This is a genomic window from Sphingomonas sanguinis, assembly GCF_019297835.1.
GTDB classification, from domain to species: Bacteria; Pseudomonadota; Alphaproteobacteria; order Sphingomonadales; family Sphingomonadaceae; genus Sphingomonas; species Sphingomonas sanguinis_D.
Genome location: NZ_CP079203.1, coordinates 1,977,212 through 2,000,233 on the forward strand (window position 1 = coordinate 1,977,212; position 23,022 = coordinate 2,000,233).

The 23,022-nt window shown below is 65.3% G+C and carries 21 protein-coding genes; 8 read left to right on the forward strand and 13 right to left on the reverse strand.

What is annotated here, in order from left to right; translation table 11 throughout:
* Positions 1 to 69 precede the first annotated feature (69 nt).
* From KV697_RS09205 to KV697_RS09215, 3 genes are read right to left on the reverse strand one after another with little or no spacing between them, the layout of a single operon-like run.
* Positions 70 to 1,320 (reverse strand): arsenic transporter, encoded by a 1,251-nt coding sequence (locus KV697_RS09205; protein WP_219021328.1) that lies wholly within the window; start codon positions 1,318 to 1,320, stop codon positions 70 to 72.
* Positions 1,317 to 2,423: a metallophosphoesterase family protein gene (locus tag KV697_RS09210; protein WP_219021002.1), complete on the reverse strand. Its 1,107-nt coding sequence runs from the start codon at positions 2,421 to 2,423 to the stop codon at positions 1,317 to 1,319. Before KV697_RS09210 ends, KV697_RS09205 begins: the two co-directional genes overlap by 4 nt.
* Positions 2,420 to 3,706, reverse strand: coding sequence for an MFS transporter (locus KV697_RS09215; RefSeq protein ID WP_219021003.1), 1,287 nt, complete (start codon positions 3,704 to 3,706; stop codon positions 2,420 to 2,422). The genes KV697_RS09210 and KV697_RS09215 overlap by 4 nt, the downstream gene beginning before the upstream one ends.
* Positions 3,707 to 3,974: 268 nt before the next feature.
* Here KV697_RS09215 and KV697_RS09220 point away from each other — a divergent pair, with 268 nt between their 5' ends.
* Positions 3,975 to 4,325, forward strand: coding sequence for a VOC family protein (locus KV697_RS09220; protein WP_219021004.1), 351 nt, complete (start codon positions 3,975 to 3,977; stop codon positions 4,323 to 4,325).
* Positions 4,326 to 4,407: 82 nt separating this feature from the next.
* Entirely contained in the window at positions 4,408 to 4,974 is a 567-nt protein-coding gene (locus KV697_RS09225; protein WP_219021005.1) for a phosphoribosyltransferase, read from the forward strand.
* 31 nt (positions 4,975 to 5,005) lie between these two features.
* On the opposite strand, the gene KV697_RS09230 is transcribed toward KV697_RS09225, so the two are convergent.
* Entirely contained in the window at positions 5,006 to 5,185 is a 180-nt protein-coding gene (locus KV697_RS09230) for a hypothetical protein (protein ID WP_042490606.1), read from the reverse strand.
* 157 nt (positions 5,186 to 5,342) lie between these two features.
* Between KV697_RS09230 and KV697_RS09235 the strand changes: the two genes are divergently transcribed.
* Entirely contained in the window at positions 5,343 to 7,478 is a 2,136-nt protein-coding gene (locus KV697_RS09235) for a TonB-dependent receptor (protein ID WP_219021006.1), read from the forward strand.
* A 135-nt stretch (positions 7,479 to 7,613) separates the two neighbouring features.
* Here the strand turns inward: KV697_RS09235 and KV697_RS09240 are convergent, their stop codons facing one another.
* Complete coding sequence (locus KV697_RS09240; RefSeq protein WP_219021007.1) at positions 7,614 to 9,377, reverse strand: aspartyl protease family protein; 1,764 nt, start codon at positions 9,375 to 9,377, stop codon at positions 7,614 to 7,616.
* A 114-nt stretch (positions 9,378 to 9,491) separates the two neighbouring features.
* Positions 9,492 to 10,346 (reverse strand): MBL fold metallo-hydrolase, encoded by an 855-nt coding sequence (locus KV697_RS09245; protein ID WP_219021008.1) that lies wholly within the window; start codon positions 10,344 to 10,346, stop codon positions 9,492 to 9,494.
* 141 nt (positions 10,347 to 10,487) lie between these two features.
* On the opposite strand from KV697_RS09245, the gene KV697_RS09250 reads away from it, so the two are divergent.
* Positions 10,488 to 10,907, forward strand: coding sequence for a DUF4383 domain-containing protein (locus KV697_RS09250; protein WP_219021009.1), 420 nt, complete (start codon positions 10,488 to 10,490; stop codon positions 10,905 to 10,907).
* 6 nt (positions 10,908 to 10,913) lie between these two features.
* Here the strand turns inward: KV697_RS09250 and KV697_RS09255 are convergent, their stop codons facing one another.
* The 4 genes from KV697_RS09255 to pncB form a co-directional block, all read right to left on the reverse strand.
* Positions 10,914 to 13,352 carry a PAS domain-containing protein gene (locus KV697_RS09255; protein WP_219021010.1) on the reverse strand — a complete coding sequence of 813 codons (2,439 nt, stop codon included), beginning with the start codon at positions 13,350 to 13,352 and terminating at the stop codon, positions 10,914 to 10,916.
* Between the two features lie 123 nt (positions 13,353 to 13,475).
* Entirely contained in the window at positions 13,476 to 14,570 is a 1,095-nt protein-coding gene (locus tag KV697_RS09260; protein WP_219021011.1) for a Gfo/Idh/MocA family protein, read from the reverse strand.
* A 93-nt stretch (positions 14,571 to 14,663) separates the two neighbouring features.
* Positions 14,664 to 15,170 (reverse strand): hypothetical protein, encoded by a 507-nt coding sequence (locus KV697_RS09265; protein WP_219021012.1) that lies wholly within the window; start codon positions 15,168 to 15,170, stop codon positions 14,664 to 14,666.
* 66 nt (positions 15,171 to 15,236) lie between these two features.
* Entirely contained in the window at positions 15,237 to 16,541 is a 1,305-nt protein-coding gene (gene pncB, locus KV697_RS09270; RefSeq protein WP_219021013.1) for a nicotinate phosphoribosyltransferase, read from the reverse strand.
* A gap of 150 nt (positions 16,542 to 16,691) precedes the next feature.
* Here pncB and KV697_RS09275 point away from each other — a divergent pair, with 150 nt between their 5' ends.
* On the forward strand, positions 16,692 to 17,282 hold the full coding sequence (locus tag KV697_RS09275) for an NADPH-dependent FMN reductase (RefSeq protein WP_219021014.1): 591 nt from the start codon (positions 16,692 to 16,694) through the stop codon (positions 17,280 to 17,282).
* Here KV697_RS09275 and KV697_RS09280 read toward each other — a convergent pair.
* From KV697_RS09280 to KV697_RS09290, 3 genes are all read right to left on the reverse strand, one after another.
* The gene (locus KV697_RS09280) at positions 17,279 to 17,989 is read right to left on the reverse strand and encodes a VIT1/CCC1 transporter family protein (protein WP_219021015.1); all 711 of its coding nucleotides are present in this window, start codon (positions 17,987 to 17,989) and stop codon (positions 17,279 to 17,281) included. The two genes, KV697_RS09275 and KV697_RS09280, sit on opposite strands and share 4 nt — an antisense overlap.
* Positions 17,990 to 18,494: 505 nt before the next feature.
* On the reverse strand, positions 18,495 to 19,346 hold the full coding sequence (locus tag KV697_RS09285; protein WP_219021016.1) for a hypothetical protein: 852 nt from the start codon (positions 19,344 to 19,346) through the stop codon (positions 18,495 to 18,497).
* Between the two features lie 240 nt (positions 19,347 to 19,586).
* Positions 19,587 to 20,402 (reverse strand): HNH endonuclease, encoded by an 816-nt coding sequence (locus KV697_RS09290; RefSeq protein WP_219021017.1) that lies wholly within the window; start codon positions 20,400 to 20,402, stop codon positions 19,587 to 19,589.
* A 180-nt stretch (positions 20,403 to 20,582) separates the two neighbouring features.
* Here KV697_RS09290 and KV697_RS09295 point away from each other — a divergent pair, with 180 nt between their 5' ends.
* The 3 genes from KV697_RS09295 to KV697_RS09305 all read left to right on the forward strand — a co-directional run bounded on the left by KV697_RS09295 (position 20,583) and on the right by KV697_RS09305 (position 22,941).
* Positions 20,583 to 20,759 (forward strand): ribbon-helix-helix domain-containing protein, encoded by a 177-nt coding sequence (locus KV697_RS09295; RefSeq protein ID WP_219021018.1) that lies wholly within the window; start codon positions 20,583 to 20,585, stop codon positions 20,757 to 20,759.
* Between the two features lie 53 nt (positions 20,760 to 20,812).
* Positions 20,813 to 21,931: a DNA cytosine methyltransferase gene (locus KV697_RS09300; protein WP_257575852.1), complete on the forward strand. Its 1,119-nt coding sequence runs from the start codon at positions 20,813 to 20,815 to the stop codon at positions 21,929 to 21,931.
* Positions 21,932 to 21,996: 65 nt separating this feature from the next.
* Entirely contained in the window at positions 21,997 to 22,941 is a 945-nt protein-coding gene (locus KV697_RS09305) for an Eco29kI family restriction endonuclease (protein WP_219021020.1), read from the forward strand.
* The last annotated feature ends 81 nt before the right edge of the window (positions 22,942 to 23,022 follow it).

The following is a 23,022-nucleotide window of genomic DNA, read 5'->3' on the forward strand; positions in this document are numbered from 1 at the left end:
AGTCGAAGGCCAAGGGGAGACCGTCCCGCGTGCACTTCGACTTCGCTCATTGCGAACGGAGGTGGGCCCTCACCCGATCAACAACCGAATCCCCAACGCCGCCAGCAACGCGAGCGGCATCGCTACCGCGCCAACCTTCAGGAAGGCGAGGAAACTCACATCCTCCCCCTCGCGCCGGATCGCCTGGAGCCACAGGATCGTCGCCAGCGACCCCGTGACCGACAGGTTCGGCCCGAGGTCGACGCCGATCAACAATGCGTCGGTGACGATCTGCGGCGGATGCGCCTGCGCGATGGCACTGCTGGCAACGAGGCCAGCGGGCAGGTTGTTCATCACGTTGCTGACAAAGGCCAGCGTCGTCCCCGACACCGCCGCCGCCCGCGTCGGATCGGCCAGCATGTCGCGAAGCCCCCGCGCCACCCAGGCGATCACGCCCGTCCGGTCCAGCGCCTCGACCAGTACGAACAGCCCCGCGACCAGCGGCAGCACGCCCCAGCTGACCGACCTGGCGAGCGTCAGCGGCGAACGCCCCGCCAGCAGTGACACGATCACCGCCGTCGCGATCCCCGCCAGTGCGGTCGGCAGGCCCAGTTCGGCATCGAGCGCCGACACGACCAACAGGAGCAACGCCGTGAGCACGATGCCCGCAATGGCCAGCTTGCCTCCGGTCGACAGCGGGTCGCGGGTCACATCACTCTCGCAGTCCCCCGCGATCCGCGCTCGCTGGGTGAAGCGCAGCACCGCGAAGGTGACGAGGATCGACGCCAGCGAGGGCAGCGCAAACGCCGCCATCCATGCGCCCAGCGGCGGCATGTGCCCGCCATAGAGGACCAGGTTCGCCGGGTTGGAGATAGGCAGCACGAAGCTGGCCGCATTGGCGATCAGCGCACAGGCGAACAGCAAAGGCAGCGGATCGGCCTTGGCCTTTTTCGCCGCGACGAACACGGCGGGCGTCAGCACCACGGCGGTGGCGTCGTTGGACATGAAGGTCGTGACGACCACGCCCGTCGCATAGACCAGCGCAAACAGCTTCGCCCGCGACCGGCCCGCCATGTTGACGGCGGTGGCGGCGATCCAGTCGAACGCGCCATGCTCGCGCGCGGTCTCGCTGAGCAGCATCATGCCGATCAGGAAAAGATAGACGTCGGTGCCCTTGGCCACCGCCTGCCCCGCTTCGTGCCAAGGCATCAGGCCCAGTACGATCAGCAACACCGCACCCGTCACCGCCCAGATCCATTCGGGCCAGCGCATCGGCCGCGCGATCACGCCCGCGGTCGACAGCCCCGCAATCGCCCAGGTGGCTCCATAAGCCAGCGTCACCATCCGCACCCATTCTTGTTAGGCCCGAGCCGGGCGCCATCGATCCCGGCGATAGGCCAGGCGCCAATCGCGTGGCAATCCTCGCCCGGTGCGACGGGCAGACGGCGCTTCGGGATGGAATGGGCGTCGCGGACTAGGCAGTCGACCCGGTCATAAGCCTCGCCGCAGCGGACCTCGATCGCGTTTAATCCCTCGACCAGCGTCACGGTCGCCCGCCACAGGCCGTCCTCGCCCCGCGTCATCGGCGTGTCGCTATCGCCGACCCGCGCGACCGGCGTCGCATCCGCACCGAACAGACGCGCGACGATCTCGACCGCGCCCGGCCGGGGCACCTGATACGGGTCGGTCGGGCGGGTGATGAGCCGGACATCGCCCGGCGACACGATCTGGACATGCGGCCAAGCCGCATCCAGCCGCCGGAAGCGCCAGCTGACCACCCGGTCCTGAACACACACGATGGTGAAGCCCGGTGCGCCGCCATCCTCCTCGATCTGCGCGGTCGAGCGGGTCGCCCCATAGATCACGCGGCCGTCGTTGAGCAGCTCGTTGTAATGGGTATGGCCGGTATCGACGAAGGCGACCTCGCCGTCGATGACCTGGCGCGCGATCAGGTCGCCGTCCGCCGCCAGATCGCCGGGATAGGCGTGCATGAAGACCAAAGGCACTTCGCCCGACGCCTTCGCCCGTGCTAGCTCCTCGGCCAGCTTGTTGCGGTGGTGCATGGTCAGCCGGAAATCGGGACCACCGGCCCCTGCGGACACCACGTCCAGGAACAGGCAGTGATGCCCAGCGATCACTTCCATCTCGGGCCGGTTCGCCTCGGGGATCGCCGCTTCGTAGTAGGACAGGTCGCCCGGCTCGAAATCATGGTCGCCGGGGATGATCCGCCACGGTAGCGACAGCGGGGCGAGCGCCTCGATCATCCGGGCATATTGCTCGGGCGTGCCATGATTGGCGTTGTCGCCGGGTACGAAGACGAAGTCCGCCTCGCCCATGTGGCGGTTCACCTGTGCAACGATGGTCTCCAGTCGGTCGAGCCCCTGCCAGTCGTCGGCTTCGTCCAGATGCAGATCACCGATATGGACCCAAGCGATGCCGCTCATGCCTGTGCCTCCTCGGGCTTGGCTCCACCGGAGCAGGCGGGGCGCAGAGTCCCTGCAAAGCCGATCCACAACCCCAAGCTCGCCACCGCGAAACCGCCCAGAATGTAGAAGGCGATGTGATAACCCAGTTCCTGCGCGAGCCAGCCACCAATGGCGGGCGACAGCGAGGCGCCGACGCCCTGGATGGTCATCACCGCGCCCTGCCCGACATTGACCCGGCCGGTACCACTGAGCAGGCAGGCGACGAGGCCGGGTACCGCGACGCTCTGAAGCCCCGCGCCGATGCCGTCGAGCGCCTGGACCGGCCACACGCCCCAATGCTCGATGAAGCTGCCCGCCAGGAAGCCGCGCAAGGGGAGTGCCGCGAAGGAGATCAGCAGGACCAGCCAGTAACCACGCCCGGCGGCGACCTTCATCGCGACTAGGCTGGCGATGATCATCACCGCCTGCGCGACCATGACGGTGGTCGCGGTGAACATCGCCGCATCGCCTTTCCCTGCGCCGACCACCGCCATGCCATAGAGCGGCAGCATCGCGCCGTTGCCCAGATGGAAGCACGCCAGCGCACCTGCCAGGATCAGCATCGGCTTGTTGGACAGCAGTGCCTTGAAACCCTCGGCCTGGCCGCCGTCCTGATCGTCGCCGTCTTCATCCTCCAGCCCGCGTGCGACGCGGTGGTCGATCGCGCGTTCGGGGATCGACAGGACCGAGATGATCGCCAGCACGCCGAACGCCGCTGCCAGGAAGAAGATGGCGGGCATGCCGAACTTCCAGCCGAGAAAGCCGGAAAGCCCCGCGCCCACCATGTTGCCTGCATGGTTCCACGCTTGGTTGCGGCCATTCTGCGCGTTGAAGCCCTTTTGCCGGACGACGCCCAGCGTCATGCCGGTGACGGCGGGGCCGATCGCCGCACCCGCGATCGCGGTCGCCACCTGGCTGACCCCGACGACGATCCCCGATTGCGACCAGAGGATCAGGAAGGACGCCAGCACCGTGCAGATGCCGGTGATGACGACCACCCAGCGCTTCTTGTCGGTATGGTCGATGAACGCGCCCGCCGGCACGGTCATCGCCATGCCCGCCACGCCGCCCAGCGTCATGACGGTGCCGATCGGTCCCGTCTGCCACCCGCGCTGTTGCAGGAAGACGCCCAGGAACGGGCCGATGCCCGCCTGCATATCGGCCATGAAGAAGTTGAGCGCTTGCAGCCAACGTGTCGCGCGGCGACGGTCGCCATCGGATGACTGGGAATTCGGGGTATCGGGCAATGCCGCTGTGGCCATGACGGGTCTCCGCGAGATGCGGGGGCCAAACCCGGCAATGATTTGAAATATCCGTCTATTTTATGATTTATGTTTGAGGCGCCGCCGATCGGCAAGTCATCTCTTTGCAATACAAGGACAAACCCGTCCTCGACCCGAAAGGACGGCCCCGCAAACATGACGTTAACTTCATGAAACGCCAGCGGAACTTTTCGACGGCAGGGAAAAATAGGACTCGCCTGACGTGGCGGGGACGAGTCATTCTGTCGGCGACAACGGAGGGATAGTGATGAACCACCACTGCGTCGCCATCGTCCCCGCCGACGATCTGGACGCCAGCACCGCCTTCTACTCGCTGCTCGGCTTCGAGGTCGCGGCCGATTTCGGAAGCTATCGCATATTGGAGGATGGACGCGGCTGGCATCTCCATCTCAACCACATGCCCGGCTGGCCGAAGAGCGCGGAGGACAATCCGTTCGGCCTGTACCTCTATGTCGAGGATGTCGATACGGTCGCCGACCGGGTGCGCGACCGCATCATCGAGCGCGGTGCGCCGCATGCCAAGCCCTGGGGCACCTATGAATTCGCGGTCAGCGACCCGACGGGCGTGCTGGTGCGGATCGGGCGGATCATCGTATGACGCGGTTGCCCTGTCGGCCGCAGGACGCCAGATAGCCCGTCTATCCGAGCGCGCCCGCTTCGCACCCCTGCGCTCCGCAACGATGATGGACGATGTCGTGACCACCAAAATCTACCTGTCCGCCGACCGCCTGCTGGAGGATTCCTTCCGTCTCGCCAATCTGGTCTTCGACTCCGGCTTTCGCCCGACCCATATCGTCGGCATCTGGCGCGGCGGCGCGCCGGTCGGCATCGCGGTGCAGGAACTGCTCGAGTATCGCGGGATACAGAGCGACCATATCGCAATCCGCACCGCCTCCTATACCGGCATCGACCAGCAGGAGCCGCAGGTCCGCATCTATGGCCTGGGCCATCTGGTCGACGTGCTCAACCCCGAGGATCGCCTGCTGTTGATCGACGATGTGTTCGATTCCGGGCGTTCGATCCGCGCCCTGCTGAAGGAACTCAAGCAGCGCTGCCGGAACAACATCCCGGACGAGGTGAAGGTCGCGACCGTCTATTACAAGCCGTCGCGCAACGTGACCGACCTCACGCCCGACTTCTTCGTCCATGAGACAAACGACTGGCTGATCTTCCCGCACGAGATCAACGGCCTGACCGAAGAGGAAATCCGCGCGCACAAGCACGGGGCCGCGATCATCCTGCGCTGACGGCGAGGCTGTATCCCGCCCCTCCGAAACCTCAGTGCAGCTTGGCGATCGACAGCCCGTCTTCCTTGGCGCGCGCCTTGACCGACTCCTCGCTGCGGGTCAGCGCCTTGGCGATGGCCTTCAGCGCCATGCCCTTCTTGGCGAGCGTGTGCAGCTTTTGGATTTCGTCCTGACGCCAGGGCTGGCGGTGTCTTTCGAAGCGTTCGGCCATGGCCCCTTATAGCGGGATCGCAGCGCCCTGACCATGGCGGCGGCCCTGCATGATGGCTGGCTTACAAATGCGTCATGAACCCCGACCCGCCTTGCCTTCGCATCGCGGCGCAGCAAAATAGCCGGATCGGGAGACGTTATAACATTTGGGGTCGTCAATGCGTTTTTCTGCTCTCCTCTGCTGTGTCGCGTCGTCCGCGATCGCTTTTCCCGCGCTGGCCCAGACGCGCGGCGTGCCGACGCCCGACGCGGATTCGACTCAGGCGGCGGACCAGACCAGCGACATCGTCGTGACCGCCAAGCGATTGGACACCGCACGCGCGCATATCCAGCCGAGCCTGGGCGCCTCCAATTATGAAATCACCAGCGACACGATCAAGGCGCTGCCCGGTGGCGAAAACCAGCAGTTCAACCAGATCCTGCTCCAGGCGCCCGGCGTCGTGCAGGACGGTTTCGGCCAGTTCCACGTCCGCGACGACCATAACGGCCTGCAATATCGCATCAACGGCACCATCCTGCCCGAAGGTCTGGCGGTGTTCGGCCAGACCCTATCCCCGCGGCTGGTCGACAAGGTCAACATCCTGACCGGCGCGCTGCCCGCGCAATATGGCCTGCGCACGGCGGGCGTCATCGACATCACGACAAAGAGCGGGCTGTTCGACAATGGTGGCACCGCGTCCATCTATGGCGGCAGCCACAACACCATCCAGCCCAGCCTGACCTATGGCGGCTCGTCGGGAAGCACCAATTACTTCGTGTCGGGCGATTACCGGCACAGCGGGCTCGGCATCGAGAGCGTCGATGGCCGTTCCAACCCGGTGCATGACGATACCGACCAGTATCAGGGCTTCGCCTATGTCGACCATATCCTGGACGACCAGAACCGGGTGTCCTTTGTCGGCGGCTATTCCAATCAGTGGTTCCAGATTCCCAACCCCGTCGGGCAGCAGCCCAGCGCCGGGTGGAGCGTCGGCGGCCAGACCGCTTTCCCCAGCGAGAAGCTGAACGAGACGCAGCTGGAAAAGACCGGCTTCGGCCAGGTCGCCTTCCTCCACGATGCCGAGCCGCTGACGGTGCAGGCGTCGCTCTTCGCGCGCTATTCGTCGCTGCGCTATCGCCCCGACATATTGGGCGAGCTGCTCTATAACGGGCAGGCGCAACAGGCGTATAAGCAGGACTTCGCGATCGGTGGACAGGTCGATGCGGTCTATCATGTCGGCGATGCGCACACGCTGCGCGGCGGTTTGCTGGTGACGCGCGACCGATCGACCAGTGCAACCACGACCAATGTCTTCCCCGTCGACACCAGCGGCGCCCAGGCGGGCGAACCGATCGCGATCGTCGACAATAGCGGCAAGACCGCGACCAGCTTCAGCGCGTATCTTCAGGACGAGTGGAAGCTGCTGCCCCGGCTGACGCTCAACTATGGCGCGCGCTACGACCTGTATAATGGCTATCGGCGCGAGGGGCAGTTGTCGCCGCGCGTCAATCTGGTCTGGCAGCCGGGTGATATCTACACGCTGCACGCGGGCTATTCCCGCTATTTCGTGCCGCCGCCCTTCGAGCTGGTCGGCAACACCAGCATCGCCAAGTTCGTCGGCACCAGCGCCTATCCGGCCGTCACCGCCAACGACGTACCCTATGCCGAGCGGCAGGATTATTTCGATGTCGGCTTCCAGGCCAAGCTCAGCCGCTACTTCACCTATGGCATCGACGCCTATTATCGCATCTCGAAGAACCTGATCGACGAGGGGCAGTTCGGCGCGCCGATCATCCTGACCCCGTTCAACTACAAACAGGGGCGCATCGGCGGGATCGAGGCGAATATGAGCTATGCGCGCGGCGGCCTGCTCGCCTATGCCAATTTCGCCGCCGCCAAGGCCAAGGGGCGCAACATCGTGTCCAGCCAGTTCAGCTTCGGCCAGGACGATTTGGACTATATTGCGCGGCATTACATCTATCTGGATCACGACCAGACGTTCACCGGATCGGCGGGCCTGTCCTATGCCTTTGCGCAGGGGACCAAGCTGGGCGGCAGCATGATCTATGGTTCGGGGCTTCGCCGCGACGACGATGTGAACAGCATTCCGAACGGCGCCAAGCTGTCGCCCTATGCGCAATTCAACCTGACCGCGAGCCAGCATCTGGCCGGGCCGAACCTCGACATCCGGTTCGACGTCATCAACGTGCTCGACCACAAATATGAAATCCGCGACGGGACCGGCGTGGGTGTGGGCGCGCCGCAATATGGCCCGCGTCGCGGGTTCTTCGTCGGGGTGTCCAAGGCGTTCTAAAACTCCTCCCCGGCACGGGGAGGGGGACCAGCGAAGCTGGTGGAGGGGGCGGGCCGCAAGGAATGGCCCTTGTGGCGCCCCCCCCTCCGTCAGCGCATAGGCGCTGCCACCTCCCCTTGCAGGGGAGGAATGAACTTAGCCGATCCCGTATTTCCGCATCCGCTCCGGCATGCGCTTGTCCAGCGCCGTCGCCAGCGTCCGGTCGCGCGCGGCCTCGGTGGTCATGCCCAGATGCGTCTCGGCGAGCGAGCGGCCGTACAGCGCCCAGGCACGCTTCGGATCGATCGCCAGCGCGGCGTTGAAATCGGCGAGCGCGGCCCGGTCATCCTTCTGGCGGAGATGGATGAAGGCCCGGCTGTCGAGGAAGCTCGGATCGCTGGGGATCGCATGGACGGCGGCGTTGCAGTCTCCCAGCGCCTTGTCGATATCCTTGTTGGCCAGCATCCGCGACCAGCACCGGCCGTTCTGCGCGGTGCTGCGACGCGAATCGTCACGGTGCGCGGCCATCCACAGATCATATTGCGCGATCGCCGCGTCGAAAGCGTCCGCTCCCGAATAGAGCCGCGCCATTTGCAGCCGCGCCGCATCCTCGCGCGGCAACTGCCCGTTCAGCAGGTCGAGATCGGTGATCGTCCCCGCCGGGTTGCCCGCGCGCAGCCGCAATTCGGCGCGGATCAGGCGCGCCTGCGTATCGGCCGGGTTCAGCGTCAGCGTGGTGTTGAGATCGTCGATCGCCAGTACCGGCCGATGCTGATCCAGATAGGCAAGCGCGCGCTGACGGGGAAAGCGCGGGTCCTTGGGCGCCATCGCGATCGCCTGCGTAAAGGCGTCGATCGCATGGGGCAGGTCGTGCTGCGTGACCAGCATCGCGCCGCGACGGCTAAAGCCCTCGGCATCGGTGGGGGGCGCGGTCTCGCTGGCATTTTGCGCGACGACCGCCGCCGCGGCTGGATCGGCATGCGCCACCGCGTCGAACAGCCGCCCGCCGGTATAGGTGAAATAGATGCGATGCTGGAGGTTGGAGACATAGAGCCGGTGCGACACGAAAAAGTCCGCGCCCAGCAGCATGTCGGTCTCCAGCGGCCCCAGATCGGCGATGTGGAGCCGCACATTGTGCAGTTCCTCATTACCGATCTTCAGCAGCTTGAACCGAGCGATCCAGCCCTGGACGACGTGGCGGCCGAGGCCGCGCTCCCATCCCGCCACCTCGACACCGGGATCGCCGGGATGGACGCCCGCACGGGCCGCGGCGCGCAACGTCAGGACGGTCTGCGCGGCACCGGTGTCGAAGGTCGCGTTCAGCTTCGCACCGTCCAGCTCGACCGTGCCGACGGTGTGGCTATGCGCCAGTTCCTTGGTTTCGATCGGAATCTCGAAATAGGGCTTACCGCCGGTCCAATAGGCCATGGAGGCGTGCGCGCAGCCGCTCGGGCGAAACAGCCGGACCATGCCGCCGGGCAGGTCGTATTCGACATCGCTCAGACCCAGGACATTCTGGCCGAGCAGGCCGGTCTGGCCGACATCGCTGCCGCTGACGATGAACTGGATATTGGGAATGTCGGTCCCGGCCAGCGTGAAGTGCTTGACCGTGGCGACGGTGGCATCAGAACTGCCGCCGATCCCGTTCACCCGGAAGCCGAAGGGCAAGGGCTGTTGCGGCAGCCCCAGCTCGCGCGCGACGGGCGGCGAGATGTTACTGAAAAAGGCGCCGCTATCGAGGATGAAGGGGGCGGATTTGCCGTTGATCTGCGTCTCGACCACCGGGCGCAGGCCCTGCATCGTGACCGGGATCGCCGCCATCTGGCCGACCTTGCAGCCCTCCGCCATCGCCGGACTCGATGCCACCCCGGCCAGCAGCGCCGCGATCGCGATCCGCCCGGTCCCCACCCCCATCACCATGCCACCATCCCCATGCCAGCTATAGGGGCCAAGCATATCAGCGGGTCAGGCGGGCCAAGATGACGCGCGGCTGACATTGTCGAAATGCGGGACCGTTTCCCGCCAGCTATTCTGCTATAGCGGATGGCCGTCGCGGCAGCGTTCCCATTCCACGGGATCATGCGCGCAGGCGATGGTGACGCTGCCGCGCCGTTCGATCGACAGGGCGCGCAATCGGGTTTGGTTGTTCATGCGTGCGGTGGCGTCGACCTCCATCAGTCGCTGATAGGCGCGCAGGCCGGGCGTGCAATGCCGCCGGGCGCTGCGCATCTCACCCCGGTAGAAATAGGCGTCGCCCGCATGGAGCAGCCAGTACCCGCCCGGCTGGCGAACCGCGACCCCGGCATGGCCCCATGTGTGTCTCGGAAGCGGCACCATCAGGATTTCGGGCGGCAGTCCGGCCAGATCGCGCACCGCGTCGAAGCCGAACCAGGATTCCCCGCTGGCGGTATAGCGGCGCCAGCGATCGACTCCGTTCCATTGCGGCGAGCGCCAGCGGTTGCGCGCGACGATGCCGCGATGGGGGCCGGTCGCATCGTCATATTCGCGGGCCATGACATGCACGGTCGCGTGCCGGAAATCCTCCAGCCCGCCCGCATGATCGAAGTCGAGATGGGTCAGCACGATATGCCGCACGTCGCGCGCGGCATAACCCAACGCCTCGATCTGGCGGATCGCCGTCTCCTGCTCGCGCAGCCGGATGTTGAGCATCGCCCGCCACGCCAGCTGGATACGCGGTTCGGGACGGCGATGGGGATGCGCCACATCGCGCAGGCCGAAGCCGGTATCGACCAGCACCAGCCCGTTCGCCTCGGTCTCGATCAACAGGCAATGGCAAACGAGCTGGCCGATCGGTCCCCGGCTGCGCCCGTCGAACAGCGCGCCGCCCAGCGGACAGTCGGTGCCGCAATTGAGATGGTGAATCCGCATGCCCCATCAACCGGACGACGCGAAAGACGGTTCCTTATTTCCTGTTCTTACAATCGGTTAAACAGCCTCATCTGGATCAGGCGCGGGGAACAAGCCGCCTGCCCGATACGCTGGGAAGGGCAACGCCACGGGAGGATCCTCATGTCGGTCAGACACTTCGCCACCATCTTCGGCATCGTCTTCCTCGTCGCGGGCGCGGCGGGGTTCGTGCCCGGCCTGTCGCCCACCCATGCCCATCCGGGGGTCAGCGTCACCGCCTCGTCGCGGCTGGCGCTGGGGCTGTTCCCGGTGAACATCCTGCACAATCTGGTCCACCTCGCCTTCGGCCTGTGGGGCGTGCTGGCGGCGCGCAGCGTGCCTGCCGCCTTCGGTTATGCCAAGGGGGTGGCGATCATCTATGCGGTGCTGACGGTGATGGGGCTGATCCCGCTGACCGCGACGACCTTCGGGCTGGTGCCGCTCTATGGCAACGACATCTGGCTGCACGCGCTGCTGGCGCTGGTCGCGGGCTATTTCGGCTTCGTCCACCGCGAGCATGTCGTTGACAGCACGCTGCGGTAAGGGCGGTCAGGCCACCGCCTCCGGCGCCTGGGCGAACTGGGCCAGCATCTGCGCCAGCTCCTGCTTGCGGAACGGTTTGGTGAGGCGGGGCATGGAAGGCTCCACCCCCTCCGCCTCGGCATAGCCCGAAACGAGCAGGATCGCGACGCCCGGCCGCCGCGCCTGGACCAGCCGGGCGAGATCGGTGCCCGACATGCCGGGCATCAGATGGTCGGTGACGAGCAGGTCGAACGCAGTGTCCGCCTCGACCAGCCGGACCGCTTCCTCGGCCGAGCCCGCCTCGATCACCGCATAGCCCAAGTCGCCCAGCATGTCGGCGGTGCTGTGGCGCACCAGTTCCTCGTCATCGACCAGCAGCACCCGGCCGCTGCGCCGGGCAGGCCCCGCACAGGCCGGTCCCGGCGCGGCGACCAGGGAGGCCGACCCGCTGACCGGCAGCAACAGCGCGACCCGCGTCCCCTGCCCCGGAACGCTCTGGATATCGAGCGCACCGCCGAGCTGCGAAGCCAGGCCATGGACCATCGAGAGGCCCAGGCCCGTGCCCTTGCCCACGCCCTTGGTCGAAAAGAACGGCTCGACCGCGCGCGCCAGCGTGGCGGCATCCATGCCGCTGCCCGTATCGGCGACCGACAGGCAGATATAGTCGCCCGGCTCGCCACCCGCGCGCGCGGCGCGGCGTGACGCCGTGATGCGCAGCGTGCCGCCGTCCGGCATCGCATCGCGCGCATTCACTGCCAGGTTCAGCAGCGCCATTTCCAGCTGGTTGGGATCGGCATCGGCGGGCGGCAGGCCGGGGACGATGTCGACCTCGACCACGATCTGCGGCCCCGTGGTGCTGGCGACCAGATCGCCCATGCCCGCCACCAGCGCGGCCATGTCGACCGGGATCAGTTGCAGCGGCTGGCGCCGCGCAAAGGCGAGCAATCGCTGGACGAGGGTGCGGGCACGCTCGGCGGACTGCGCCGCGCCCGCGATCAGCCGCTGTTCGCGTGGACCGCCCAGCTGCTTGTGCTGCAACAGGTCGAGCGTCCCGACGATCGGGGTCAGCAGATTGTTGAAGTCGTGCGCGACGCCGCCGGTCAGCTGGCCCATCGCCTCCATCTTCTGGGCCTGACGCAGCGCCTCCTGCGCCTCGACCAGTTGCGCTTCGCGGCGCAGGCGGTCGGTCACGTCGGTCACGAACTGGTACACGCCGACCTGCACGCCCGCCTCGTCGAACAGCGGGTGAAAGCTGATCTCGTAACAAGGCCGGTCGCGGTCGGGATCGCCGAACTCCTCGACGAAGGTGACGCGCGCACCTTCCATGCCGCGCGACCAGCCCGCGCGAACCTCCTCGCGCAACACCGGCTGATCGTCGAGCAGCGCCAGCATATTGTCGCCCGTATGCGGCCGCACGCCGAACACCCGCTCGAACTCGTCGGCATTGGCGGCATTCATCGCCAGGATATTGAAATCCATGTCGATCGCCATGACCATGATGTCGGTATGCTCGACCAGCTTGGCCAGCATGTTGCGCTCGGCGGTGCGGTCGGCGACCCGCTGCTCCAGCGTGGCGTTCAGGTCGCGCAGCCGGTCCTCGGCGATCTTGCGGTCGTGAATGTCGACCGATGCGCCGAACCAGCGGACGATCTTGCCGGTACGCGGGTCGCGATACGGATGCGCCAGATCGAGGAACCAGCGATACTCCCCCGCGGCCGAGCGGATGCGATGCTGGGACCGATGCACGCCTTCGCTGTCGCGCGCCGCCTGAAAGGTCGCCACGACATGCGGGGCATCATCGGGATGGATAAAGGCCCCCGCAATCTCCGCCGGGGACAGCGACTGGAACGCGGCGCCGGTATAGTTGGAGAATTGCCGGTTAAGGAATTCCATTCGGCCCTCGGCATCCGCGATCCAGATGATCTGCGGCACCGCATCGACCATCAGGCGGAACCGCGCCTCGCTTTCGATCAGCGCCGCGCGCGCCGTGACATGGCCGGTCGTCTCGGCCAGCACGCACAGCACCCCGCCGGGTCGCCCGTCGTCATCGATGACCGGCGAATAATCCAGGTTCATCCAGACCTGCTCGGGCACGTCATTGCGGTACAGGGTCAGTTCCTGATCCTGATAGCGCAGCGTCCCCCCCGCCAGCCCGACGCGCATGACGTTGTCGTTGAAGTCGGCGACCTCGGGCCAGCCCTCGCGCACCCGCGATCCCAGCAACTGGGGATGCCGCTTGCCCGCAAAACCCGCATAGGCGTCGTTATAGATCATGACGCCGTCCTCGCCCCACAGCATCACCATCGGCACGGGCGAGCGCAGCAGGATCAGCGTGGCGGTGCGCAGCGGCGCGCTCCAGCCCTCGATCGGCCCCAGCACCGTCGTCGACCAGTCGCGCTCCGCGATCAGCGCGCCGCATGCCCCGCCACCATGGAGGCTGTCGCGAAAGCCGGGGGCGGTGGCCATGAGTGGGTGCAGTCCTCCTAAGCCCCGCTGACGGGGTCGGGGCGGCGGCGCGAAGATAAACCAATTTGCCGCGCTATGCGACGGATTTCAGGCCGAAACCGGTCGCGCCAGTCGGGAGGGGGATCAGGCCAGGCTGATCCGTCGCCCTTCCCTTGCGGAGCGATAGATCGCCTCGATCACCCGCATATCGGCCAGCCCCTCCTCGCCGGGCACCAGCGGATCGGCACCGTTCGCGATACATTCGGCGAAATGGTCGAGCTGTCCGGCATGCTGGCCCTTGCCCGCCGAAACCTGCTGTTCCTCGGTCCGGCCGTTGCGGCGGACCCACATTTTCTGTCCCTCGTACGAGGTGGCGGGTTCCAGCTCGATCCAGCCATCGGTGCCGCTGATGCGGTACATATTGTGGTTGGAGCTGTAGCTGGACACGCAGGTCGCCTCGATGCCCGAAGGGAAGCGCAGAAGGAAGCTGATCCGGTCCTCGACGGTGCGGAAGCGCGGGTCGCTGCGGTCGGTGGACTCGATCGCGCTGACCTCGACCGGCTCTTCTCCGGTCAGATAGCGCGTGGCGTTCAGGCTATAGATGCCGATGTCCATCAGCGAGCCGCCGCCCGACAGCTTGCGGTCCAGCCGCCACTGGTTGGGCTGCGCGTTGAAGCCATGGTCGGCAGTGATGATCCGCGTTGGCCCGACGAAACCTTTCCGCGCCATGTCGATCGCCAGCCGGTTGTGCGGCTCGAACCGCGAGCGATATCCGATCATCAGCTTGCGCCCCGCCGCCCGGCACGCTGCGATCATCGTGCGGCATTCGGCGACCGAGATCGCCATCGGCTTTTCGCACATGACATGCTTGCCCGCCTTGGCCGCGCGCACCGTATATTCGGCGTGCATGGAATTGGGCAGGATCACATAGACGATGTCGACATCCGGATTGTCGCGGATGCGGTCGAAATCGGCATAGGAATAACGGTGGCTCTCGGGCACGCCATATTTCTCGCCGAAGCGCGCCAGCTTTTCGAGCGTGCCGCTGACCAGCGCGACGAGCCGCGAATGTTCGCATTCGGCGAACTTCGACATGATAAGCTCGGCATAGCGGCCCAGCCCGACGATCGCATACCCCGCCTTGCGCCCACGCGGCGCGGCGCAGGCCCCGCTACCGACCGCCAGGGCCAGCCCCGCCCCCAGTCCCGCGATGATGGTCCGACGATCGGCGTCCCGCATGATGCTCTCCCGTGTTCGCCAGGCATGTTTGCCCGTTCGATCAGTGGCTTATCATGAACGACACCGTCCGATGCTGGCAAGGTGCCGCAAGGGTCAGTCCGTGACTTTCTGCGCCTCGACGACTCCAGCGTCGCTGCCTAGCGTATAGAGATAGGCTCGCCGTGGCTCGGTACCGGGGCGATAGCGTTTGAGCGTCCGCGCCTGTTCGCGGGTCAGGGCGAAGCGGACATAGCCGGATCGGACGAGGCACTGATCCACTTCGCCTTGCAGCGTGGCCTGGAGCGCGTCCACCTGCTTGTCCGGACGGTACATCCGACGCAGCAGCACCTGCCTTTCGCTCTGCGTGAAGATGTCGTCGGTCGGGACTGTCGGGGGCGTATTGGCTTCGCGGTCCAGGACACGCGCGCCTTGCACGTAACGCTGGGTCGCGCCGTCGCCGGTCACGTCGCGCCGGGCGGCCTGCAACATGCAGGCCCGGCTGCCACCCTCGAACGCCTCGCGCGAGGCGCCGGGCTTGCCCCAGCTATAGGTATCGGCACCCCCGGCATGAGCGGATGCGGACGCACACAACAGGGCAAGCGCAAGGCCGATCTTCGGCATGACCTCTCCTCGGGTTCTTTGCCGCGAGGCTATCGGAAAAGTCCCGTGGCGTCATGCCCCTCGATATTACACACTCACCGCCTTGGCCCTGCGCCCGTCTTCGCCGAAGATGCGCAGATAGCGCTCAATCTCCGCCGGATCGCCGGTCGCCTTGGCGGGATTGTCGGAGAGCTTGACCGCCGGGTGCCCGTCCGCGCTGATGACCTTGGCGACCAGCGAGATCGGCTCCAGCCCCGCCGCGCCCGCCGGGTCGCAGTCGCGAAAGTCGTTGGTCAGGTTGGTGCCCCAGCCGAAGCTCATCCGCACGCGGCCATGGAAATGGCGATAGGTCGCCTCGATGCTGTCGACATCCATCCCGTCGGAAAAGATCAGCAGCTTGCGGCGTGGGTCGCGGCCATGCGCCTGCCACCAGGCGATGATCTGCTCGCCGCCCTCGATCGGCGGCATGGAGTCGGGGCGAAAGCCGGTCCAGTCGCCCAGCCAGTCGGGCGCGTTGCGCAGGAAGGCGGTGGTCCCGAACGCATCGGGCAGCGCGATCAGCAGATTGCCGTCATACAGCGCCTGCCACTCCTCCAGCACCCGGTAGGGCGCCGCCGCCACGCCCGCATCGTCGGGCGCCAGCGCGGCAATGACCATCGGCAGTTCATGCGCGTTGGTGCCGATCGCCTCTAGGTCGTTGTCCATCGCCAGCAGCACGTTGGACGAGCCGATGAACCGATCCCCCAGCCCTTCCTTCAGCGCCTCGACGCACCAGCGCTGCCACAGGAAGCCGTGCCGCCGCCGCGTGCCGAAATCGGAAATGACGAGGTCGGGCAGCTCGCGCAGTCGCTCGACCTTGTCCCACAGCTTGGCCTTGGCGCGGGCATAGAGGATGTCCAGCTCGAACCGCCCCTTGCCCTTCAGCGCGGCGCGCGAGCGCAGTTCGTTGACGATGGCGAGCGCGGGGATTTCCCACATCGTCGTCTCGGCCCAAGGGCCGTCGAAATGCAGCTCGAACTGCCCGTCGACGGTGCGCAGCTCATAATCGGGCAGCTGGAAGCGGGCGAGCCAGTCTAGAAACTCAGGGCTGAACATGCGCTGCTTGCCGTAGAAGCTGTTGCCCGCCAGCCAGATCAGCTCCTTCTTACCGAACCGGAGCGAGCGGGCATGATCGAGCTGTTCGCGCAATTCCGCCTCGTCGATCACCTCGGCCAGCCGGACATGGCGGCTGCGGTTGATGAGCGAGAAGGTCGCCGTCACCTCCGGGTGAAGCCGCCGGATCATCTGCAACATCAACAGCTTGTAGAAATCGGTATCGAGCAGGCTGCGCACGACCGGGTCGAGCCGCCAGCCGTGATTATAGACGCGGGTGGCGATGTCGGTGACGGGCATGGATGCTCCCTAGGCCGTGGACCAGGCTGGGCCGTGGAGCGAAGGCGATGCACCATTGCCCCGGCAGGGGCAAGCGTACGCCCCGCCCCGCCGGATCACCCCGCCCCGAGCGGCGTTATCCGGTGGCAAGCGCCGAGGGAGTGGACGCAGATGGCCGACCGCATATTGATCTTCTACGGCTCCTACCGATCCGATCGGCAGGGCATCCGGCTGGCCGATTATTTGGTCCGCTCCTTTCGCGAACGCGGGGCCGAAGCCGAGCTGATCGACGCCAAGGCGGTCGGTCTGCCGATGCTCGACCGGATGTACAAGGAATATCCCGCTGGCGAAGCGCCCGAGGCGATGGAGGCGCTGGCCGCCAAGATCCGCGCCGCCGATGCCTTCGTCTTCGTTACCGGCGAATATAATTGGGGCCAGCAGCCGGGGCTGAAGAACCTGACCGATCATTTCCTGGAGGAATGGTATTGGCGCCCCGCCGCCATCGCCAGCTATTCGGCCGGGCGGCTGGCGGGCGCCCATGCCAGCGTCGCCTGGCATGGGACGCTTAGCGAAATGGGCATGGTCGTGGTGTCGAGCACGCTGACGGTCGGCGGCATCGCCCAGACGCTGGATGCCGAGGGACGGCCGACCGGCGATGGCGGGGCGGCGCTGTCCCGCAGCTTCCCACGCTTCGCCGACGACCTCGCCTGGTGGACCCAGGCCGCGCGCGAACAGCGGGCGCGGGTCGCTCCGCCTTATTAGACCACGGTGCCGGTCAGCGTCCCGATCAGCGCCGTCACCCCCATCGCCAGCGCGCCCAGGAGGACGACACGTACCATGCCGCGCCCGACCGGCGCCCCGCCCGCCTTGGCACCCAGCGCCCCCAGCACCGCCAGCAGGACCAGCGCCGTCGCGGGCGTCAGGTAAAGAACCCAGGCATGCGGCGACAGGGCGGCGGTCAGCACCGGCAGGATCGCGCCCGCGCTGAACGCTCCGGCCGAGAACAGCGCTGCCTGCGCCGGGTTGGAGCCGCCGTCATCGGCCAGTCCCAGTTCATCGCGGCGATGCGCGCCCAGCGCGTCATGCGCCATCATCTGCTCGGCCACCTGCCGTGCCAGCCCCGCCTCGACCCCGCGCTGTTCGTAGATCGCGGCCAGTTCGCGCGTTTCGGCCAGCGGCGCGCGGACCAGCTCGGCCGCTTCGCGCGCCAGATCGGCCTGCTCGGTATCGGCCTGCGAGCTGACCGAGACATATTCCCCCGCCGCCATCGACAGCGCGCCGCCGACCAAGGCGGCGATCCCGGCCACCAGCACGGCGCCTGCCGTCGCACCCGGCGCGGCGGCGACGCCGACGATCAGGCTGGAAACCGAAATGATCCCGTCATTGGCCCCCAGCACGGCGGCGCGCAGCCAGCCGGTACGGTGGACCAGATGCTGTTCGCCCATGGCGTGGATAGTGGTCTGGCTCATGCGGTTTCCTCCGGCGCGGTGAACGGCCGGCGACGACGCCAGATCCCGGCACGGCGGGGGCGAGCGGGCTGGTCCCGGTTCGATGAATGGAATGTCGGTGAGCGGCGCAATATGGCGGAGACGGAGGGATCTCGACTCCCCAGTTAACTGTTTGAAATAAATTGATATTTTTAGCAGCGTAGCTACTCTCCCCACATTTCTCCCCACAATTGATGTAAAAAATTTTTAGGGGCTGGAGATGGCTCATCCGCTTTGCACCCTCCCTATAGCAGTTCGGTTGCGAGAGCTTTCAACGATATGACCCAATTGTGGACGTTCAAACCGCTCTTTTCATTTCCTGGTTTTCGCCGTTCGTTCATTTTGCCCCAGCGGCTATGTAGTAAGCTCCATCTTACTGAGCCGAGCGGGCGCACTTGCACAGAATAATCCGGGTGCCGCCTCGTCGGGAACGCCGTCGCGCCTGAACGCGAGCATGCAACATCCGCGTAAGACGCACGTGAGGGCCTCAGCCTGAGTGAACGTTCTGGATGATCGGAATGGAAAAAGCGTGCGCCAGTCTGATGATTTCAGGAGAAGCGGATCCGCCGATCACTAGCGCTACGGACACGTCGTAGGGTTTGTCGGCGACGCTCGATCGGGCGTCCAGCACCGCCCTGTATTTCACACATTGGTAAACACCACGCGCAATGTCGCCTTCGCCAGAGATATGCGACTTGATCTCGACCGCCATCTTCCACGCCTTGCCCTCGAACAGCACGTCGACGACATCGCCGGAGGGCAACGGCTGTTCGGTCAGCCCAGACGTTTGGGAAGCGTTTAGACCGACAATCTCGGGATGTGACGCAATAAATTCCTTTAGCGTCCGGTGTTCGGAACCCTCTCCTCCCTTGGGTCCGCTATTGGCTGCCTTTTCGCTGATAATGTCGAGACTATGAGGCGACTCCACTCCTAGCAAAGCGAGTACTTCCTCCCAGTGCGGATAAGCATATATGTCGCCGTGAACGCGGAGAAGCGCGGCAGCCCTCTGCCGCTTGGTGCGCGCTTGACGGAACGACTGGCTCATGAACTTGTCTACACCATGCCCGGGGAGACCGGTAGTCTTGTTCACGATAAGCGATTGTAATGGCGGCGGTGGCCGACGGCGCCACCCCTTCATTCTGCCGATCTCCCCCAAGGCCTCGGCGATCCACCCCGCCGCTCGCTGGACCGGCCTATGATGCGTCATTCCCAATTCACGCGCGACCGCGCCGTAGGTTAGTGGATGTTCACTCTTCGCCTGACGCACTAGGATTGGCGCCATCGCCATCGCCCAGTCTGACGACTTCGTCCCGTCGTTCCACCAATCGAGCATGGGCATCGCGTTTCCTAACTTACGGCAGTTTGGCTCGGAGTGGTTACAACGGTCAATCGATCCTTGCGACCCAGAACACGACGTTCAGCTCGCCCCTTATCACTACTCAAATCTCGACACGCGTTAATCTGGCACAACGTTCTATAGAAATTATGACATCGAGAGCTTCGGATACCTAAAGACGGCATCGCGCCAGATGCCCGAACTGTCCCGTCACGCCTTATGACCGAGCAATTTTTCGGCGCTTCAGGCGCGATTGCCGCTCATTTCCCGATGGGCTATGCGGTGGCAGTTTGCGCAAAGGCAGGCGAGGTCTTCCAGCCGGGTTCGGGTATTGATCTCCGCCTCTGCCAAGGGCCGCTTGTGGTGGACCTCGATGACCGCTTCGCCATTCGGCCCAAGGGTCTCGCTTGGGATGAGGCCACATCGCTCGCACGCCAGCTTGCCGTTCCTCTCCATAAAATCGGACTTTTTCCGCATGGCGAGCCCACTCGCACGCTCGCGTCGGAGATGTGCCACTTTTTTCTTGTCACCCTCCGCCCAAGAGCGATCGTTGTCGCTTGGCGGGATGCTGGTTTCACCGTCGCCAGATCGCCCATTCTCATCGTCGCGCCCATCGACGCCGTGTCCGACGACAGCTTCGGTCGCGGATAGCCGCAAGGCTAGCTCGGGCAGTTCGAGGCTCACATCGAAACGGAGCTGCTTGGTCGAGTTACCTTGGTTCGGTGTCGAGCCCTCAGCCCGCCCAAAGGCTCTCGCGGATCGCCGGATGAGACGCTTGACCTCGTCGAGCGGGAGATTCGCGAAGTCCTCGGCGGTGGCTAGCACGACCTCTGCCCCTGAGGCGTGCGCGCGACGGCTGTCCAGCAAAACGCGCGAGATCACGCGCGCCTGTGGACTTAGGCGATCTATAATCGCGTCGAATGCTGCAGAATACTGCGGGTTACGCTCCGGGCGTCCGCCTGTCGCGCCACCGCGGCTATGCAAGGTGATCCTGCGGTCAGCAAGTTCGATTGTGGCGGCGATGAGGTCGCCATTGGGATGCCGCAATTGGTAATTCATGGTGATGATCTCGGATCCGCCGCTTTACCCGTCAAGTTCGGATTAGAAACTTCATCCCGCCCAATCAGCCTTAAATGTTCTTTCTTTGTTCGCACGCTCATGGTATCACTTGAGTGGTTCGGCGAAATGAGGCAAGGATCTGAGCGCCGCGGAAAGCTGCGGATCGCTGCGGAGGTTTGATTGGGCAAGGATGGTCGTGACGCCGAGCGGGTGACCACCACGCTTAGCCGCCGACAGAAGGCCGAGCTTGATCGGCTCGCCGAGGTTGAGGGCGTCAAAGTGGCGTGGCTCGTCCGACGAGCGGTGGAGCAATTTCTTGAGCAGAAGGCCGGTGGCCCGATGCTGCCCTTGGATTAGGAGAAGCGAGGATGCGCAGCGCTGAACTCTTCGCTGGATGCGGCGGGCTGGCGATGGGAACGTCCCTCGCTGGCTTTCGTCACGAGCTGATGGCGGAGTTCGACCATGACGCGGTCGAGACTGTGCGTTACAATCGGTCGAACGGCGTCGAGCATGTCGCGCATTGGCCCATGGAGCGAATCGATGTCCGTGACATCGACTGGTTTTCGCACACCGGCCTCGACCTGATCTCCGGTGGGCCACCGTGCCAGCCGTTCGGCATTGGCGGCAAAAAGATGGGGCAGTCGGACGCGCGCGACATGTGGCCGGAGGCCATCCGAGCGGTACGCGAAGGTCATCCCCGAGCGTTTATGTTCGAGAATGTGCGTAACCTCGCAGGGCCGCGCTTCCGTCCCTACCTCGAGTGGATCGTCGCGCATCTTGAGCGCCCCTCGATCACACGCCGCCCTGGCGAATCGCTGGTCGATCACACGATCCGCCTACGATCGAGCGATAGCGCGCCGGAATATCGCACCTGTTGGCAGGTCGTGAATGCGGCCGATCTTGGGGCTCCGCAGATTCGCCACCGTGTGATCATCTTCGGAATCCGGGCGGATGTGGGGGCGGTGCCTGTACCAATGCCCCCAACGCATTCCCGCGATCGTCTGTTATGGGAGCAATATGTCACCGGGACCTATTGGGATCGGCATGGCTTGAAGCGGCGCGCCAATCCAACGCGGCGGGATGACGCGCGTCGCGTCGCCATGTTGCGAGCGGCGGGCGTGGAGCCAAAGGGTGCGCCTTGGACGACGGTGCGCGATGCTTTGTTGAATCTGGGTGAACCCAATGGCGATAGGGATCATGTCGCGCAGCACGGCGCGCGGGTCTATCCCGGGCATACAGGCAGCCCGCTAGATCTACCGGCGAAGGCGCTCAAGGCGGGCGATCACGGTGTTCCTGGCGGAGAGAACATGATGGTTCGCGACGATGGGTCGGTGCGCTATTTCACCAAGCGCGAGGCGGCGCGTCTGGTCGGACTGCCTGACACGTTCTCCTTTCCGCGCTCGTGGAGTGAGAGCATGCGGCAGATGGGAAACGCGGTGCCGGTCCAACTGGCGCTGGCGGCGGGAAGGAACGTCATCGCCCATCTCGGCTTGCCAAGAGCGCTGGCGCCACGGCGCCGTGCGGCTTAGCTAGAAGCTTAATGAAAGCGGTGGTGTGATTCGGCCTTCCGCTCTTCACCTGAGCGGGAGAAACGATGGCATTGTCACCCGATCGCGCGGCGATCAAAGCGCTAAATGAAGCGCTGGAAGCGGTCCTCGCTGCAGCCGGTGAGACGCCACCGCAAGCTGTGGTCAAACGCATCCGCGAAGGGCTCGCGGCCCACGCTGACGCGGTCGAGGCCGCGCGCTCATCGAGCGACCCTATCCGGATGCCCAAGGGGACGTTCGATCCGTCCGATCCCAAGGTTGTTGGTCGGATGGTGTCGCTCGCCTTGCTGGCGCAGCCCCTGATCCGCTTGGCTGACATCCGGCCATCCTATGGCTCGGGGGTGTACGCGATATATTACACCGGGGATCATCCGCTCTACGCAGGGATTACCGGCTCCGAGACGCCGATCTATGTCGGCAAGGCCGATCCCGCCAATGATGACGCCAGCACCACGCGCGAGCAGGGCGCCAAGCTCACCGCGCGTTTGCTGGAGCATGCTGGGACAATCGCCACGGCAGCAGGATACGCTGACCAGCTTCCGGAGGGGCTCAGTCCGATCCGCCTAGAGGATTTCGTTTCCCGCCGACTGGTTTGCGCGACGAACGCGCAGCTGGTGGCGGAGAAGCATTTGATCCGCACCTTCTGGCCCGTGTGGAACGCCGAGACCAAGGCGTGTTGGGGCATGAGCAAGCATGGGGACGCGGCGAAGACCCGCGCGAACAAGCGCTCGCCTTGGGACGTCGTACATCCCGGTCGACAATGGGCGCTTGACGCTAGCCTCGTGAACTCCATCGAACCTGACGAGATCGCGACTAGAATCACTGCCACTTTGGACCGGGTTCCGGCGCGTCGCAATCATGCCGAGCTGCTTGAGGAGATGCTGCGCGGCTTCCGTCAGGATGGTGACGCTGAGCTCGACGAGAGTTCGGCGCCGATGGCTGAAGCGATTGGCCCCACTGAGGGCGAGGCGGGCGGTCCAGACGTCGCGTGAGACGGTGCCACCGCTTCGAACCTTCGTATTGGGGCCGCAAATAACCCGGCGGAGATCCAAGGCGCGGCGAAGATCCGCTTT

What these genes read in the sequence shown, in the direction of transcription:
- KV697_RS09210 (WP_219021002.1), bottom strand. Translation starts at nt 2,423, where the DNA reads ATGAGCGGCATCGCTTGGGTCCATATCGGTGATCTGCATCTGGACGAA.
- KV697_RS09215 (WP_219021003.1), bottom strand. Translation starts at nt 3,706, where the DNA reads ATGGCCACAGCGGCATTGCCCGATACCCCGAATTCCCAGTCATCCGAT.
- KV697_RS09220 (WP_219021004.1), top strand. Translation starts at nt 3,975, where the DNA reads ATGAACCACCACTGCGTCGCCATCGTCCCCGCCGACGATCTGGACGCC.
- KV697_RS09225 (WP_219021005.1), top strand. Translation starts at nt 4,408, where the DNA reads ATGATGGACGATGTCGTGACCACCAAAATCTACCTGTCCGCCGACCGC.
- KV697_RS09230 (WP_042490606.1), bottom strand. Translation starts at nt 5,185, where the DNA reads ATGGCCGAACGCTTCGAAAGACACCGCCAGCCCTGGCGTCAGGACGAA.
- KV697_RS09235 (WP_219021006.1), top strand. Translation starts at nt 5,343, where the DNA reads ATGCGTTTTTCTGCTCTCCTCTGCTGTGTCGCGTCGTCCGCGATCGCT.
- KV697_RS09240 (WP_219021007.1), bottom strand. Translation starts at nt 9,377, where the DNA reads ATGGTGATGGGGGTGGGGACCGGGCGGATCGCGATCGCGGCGCTGCTG.
- KV697_RS09245 (WP_219021008.1), bottom strand. Translation starts at nt 10,346, where the DNA reads ATGCGGATTCACCATCTCAATTGCGGCACCGACTGTCCGCTGGGCGGC.
- KV697_RS09250 (WP_219021009.1), top strand. Translation starts at nt 10,488, where the DNA reads ATGTCGGTCAGACACTTCGCCACCATCTTCGGCATCGTCTTCCTCGTC.
- KV697_RS09255 (WP_219021010.1), bottom strand. Translation starts at nt 13,352, where the DNA reads ATGGCCACCGCCCCCGGCTTTCGCGACAGCCTCCATGGTGGCGGGGCA.
- KV697_RS09260 (WP_219021011.1), bottom strand. Translation starts at nt 14,570, where the DNA reads ATGCGGGACGCCGATCGTCGGACCATCATCGCGGGACTGGGGGCGGGG.
- KV697_RS09265 (WP_219021012.1), bottom strand. Translation starts at nt 15,170, where the DNA reads ATGCCGAAGATCGGCCTTGCGCTTGCCCTGTTGTGTGCGTCCGCATCC.
- pncB (WP_219021013.1), bottom strand. Translation starts at nt 16,541, where the DNA reads ATGCCCGTCACCGACATCGCCACCCGCGTCTATAATCACGGCTGGCGG.
- KV697_RS09275 (WP_219021014.1), top strand. Translation starts at nt 16,692, where the DNA reads ATGGCCGACCGCATATTGATCTTCTACGGCTCCTACCGATCCGATCGG.
- KV697_RS09280 (WP_219021015.1), bottom strand. Translation starts at nt 17,989, where the DNA reads ATGAGCCAGACCACTATCCACGCCATGGGCGAACAGCATCTGGTCCAC.
- KV697_RS09285 (WP_219021016.1), bottom strand. Translation starts at nt 19,346, where the DNA reads ATGCCCATGCTCGATTGGTGGAACGACGGGACGAAGTCGTCAGACTGG.
- KV697_RS09290 (WP_219021017.1), bottom strand. Translation starts at nt 20,402, where the DNA reads ATGAATTACCAATTGCGGCATCCCAATGGCGACCTCATCGCCGCCACA.
- KV697_RS09300 (WP_257575852.1), top strand. Translation starts at nt 20,813, where the DNA reads ATGGGAACGTCCCTCGCTGGCTTTCGTCACGAGCTGATGGCGGAGTTC.
- KV697_RS09305 (WP_219021020.1), top strand. Translation starts at nt 21,997, where the DNA reads ATGGCATTGTCACCCGATCGCGCGGCGATCAAAGCGCTAAATGAAGCG.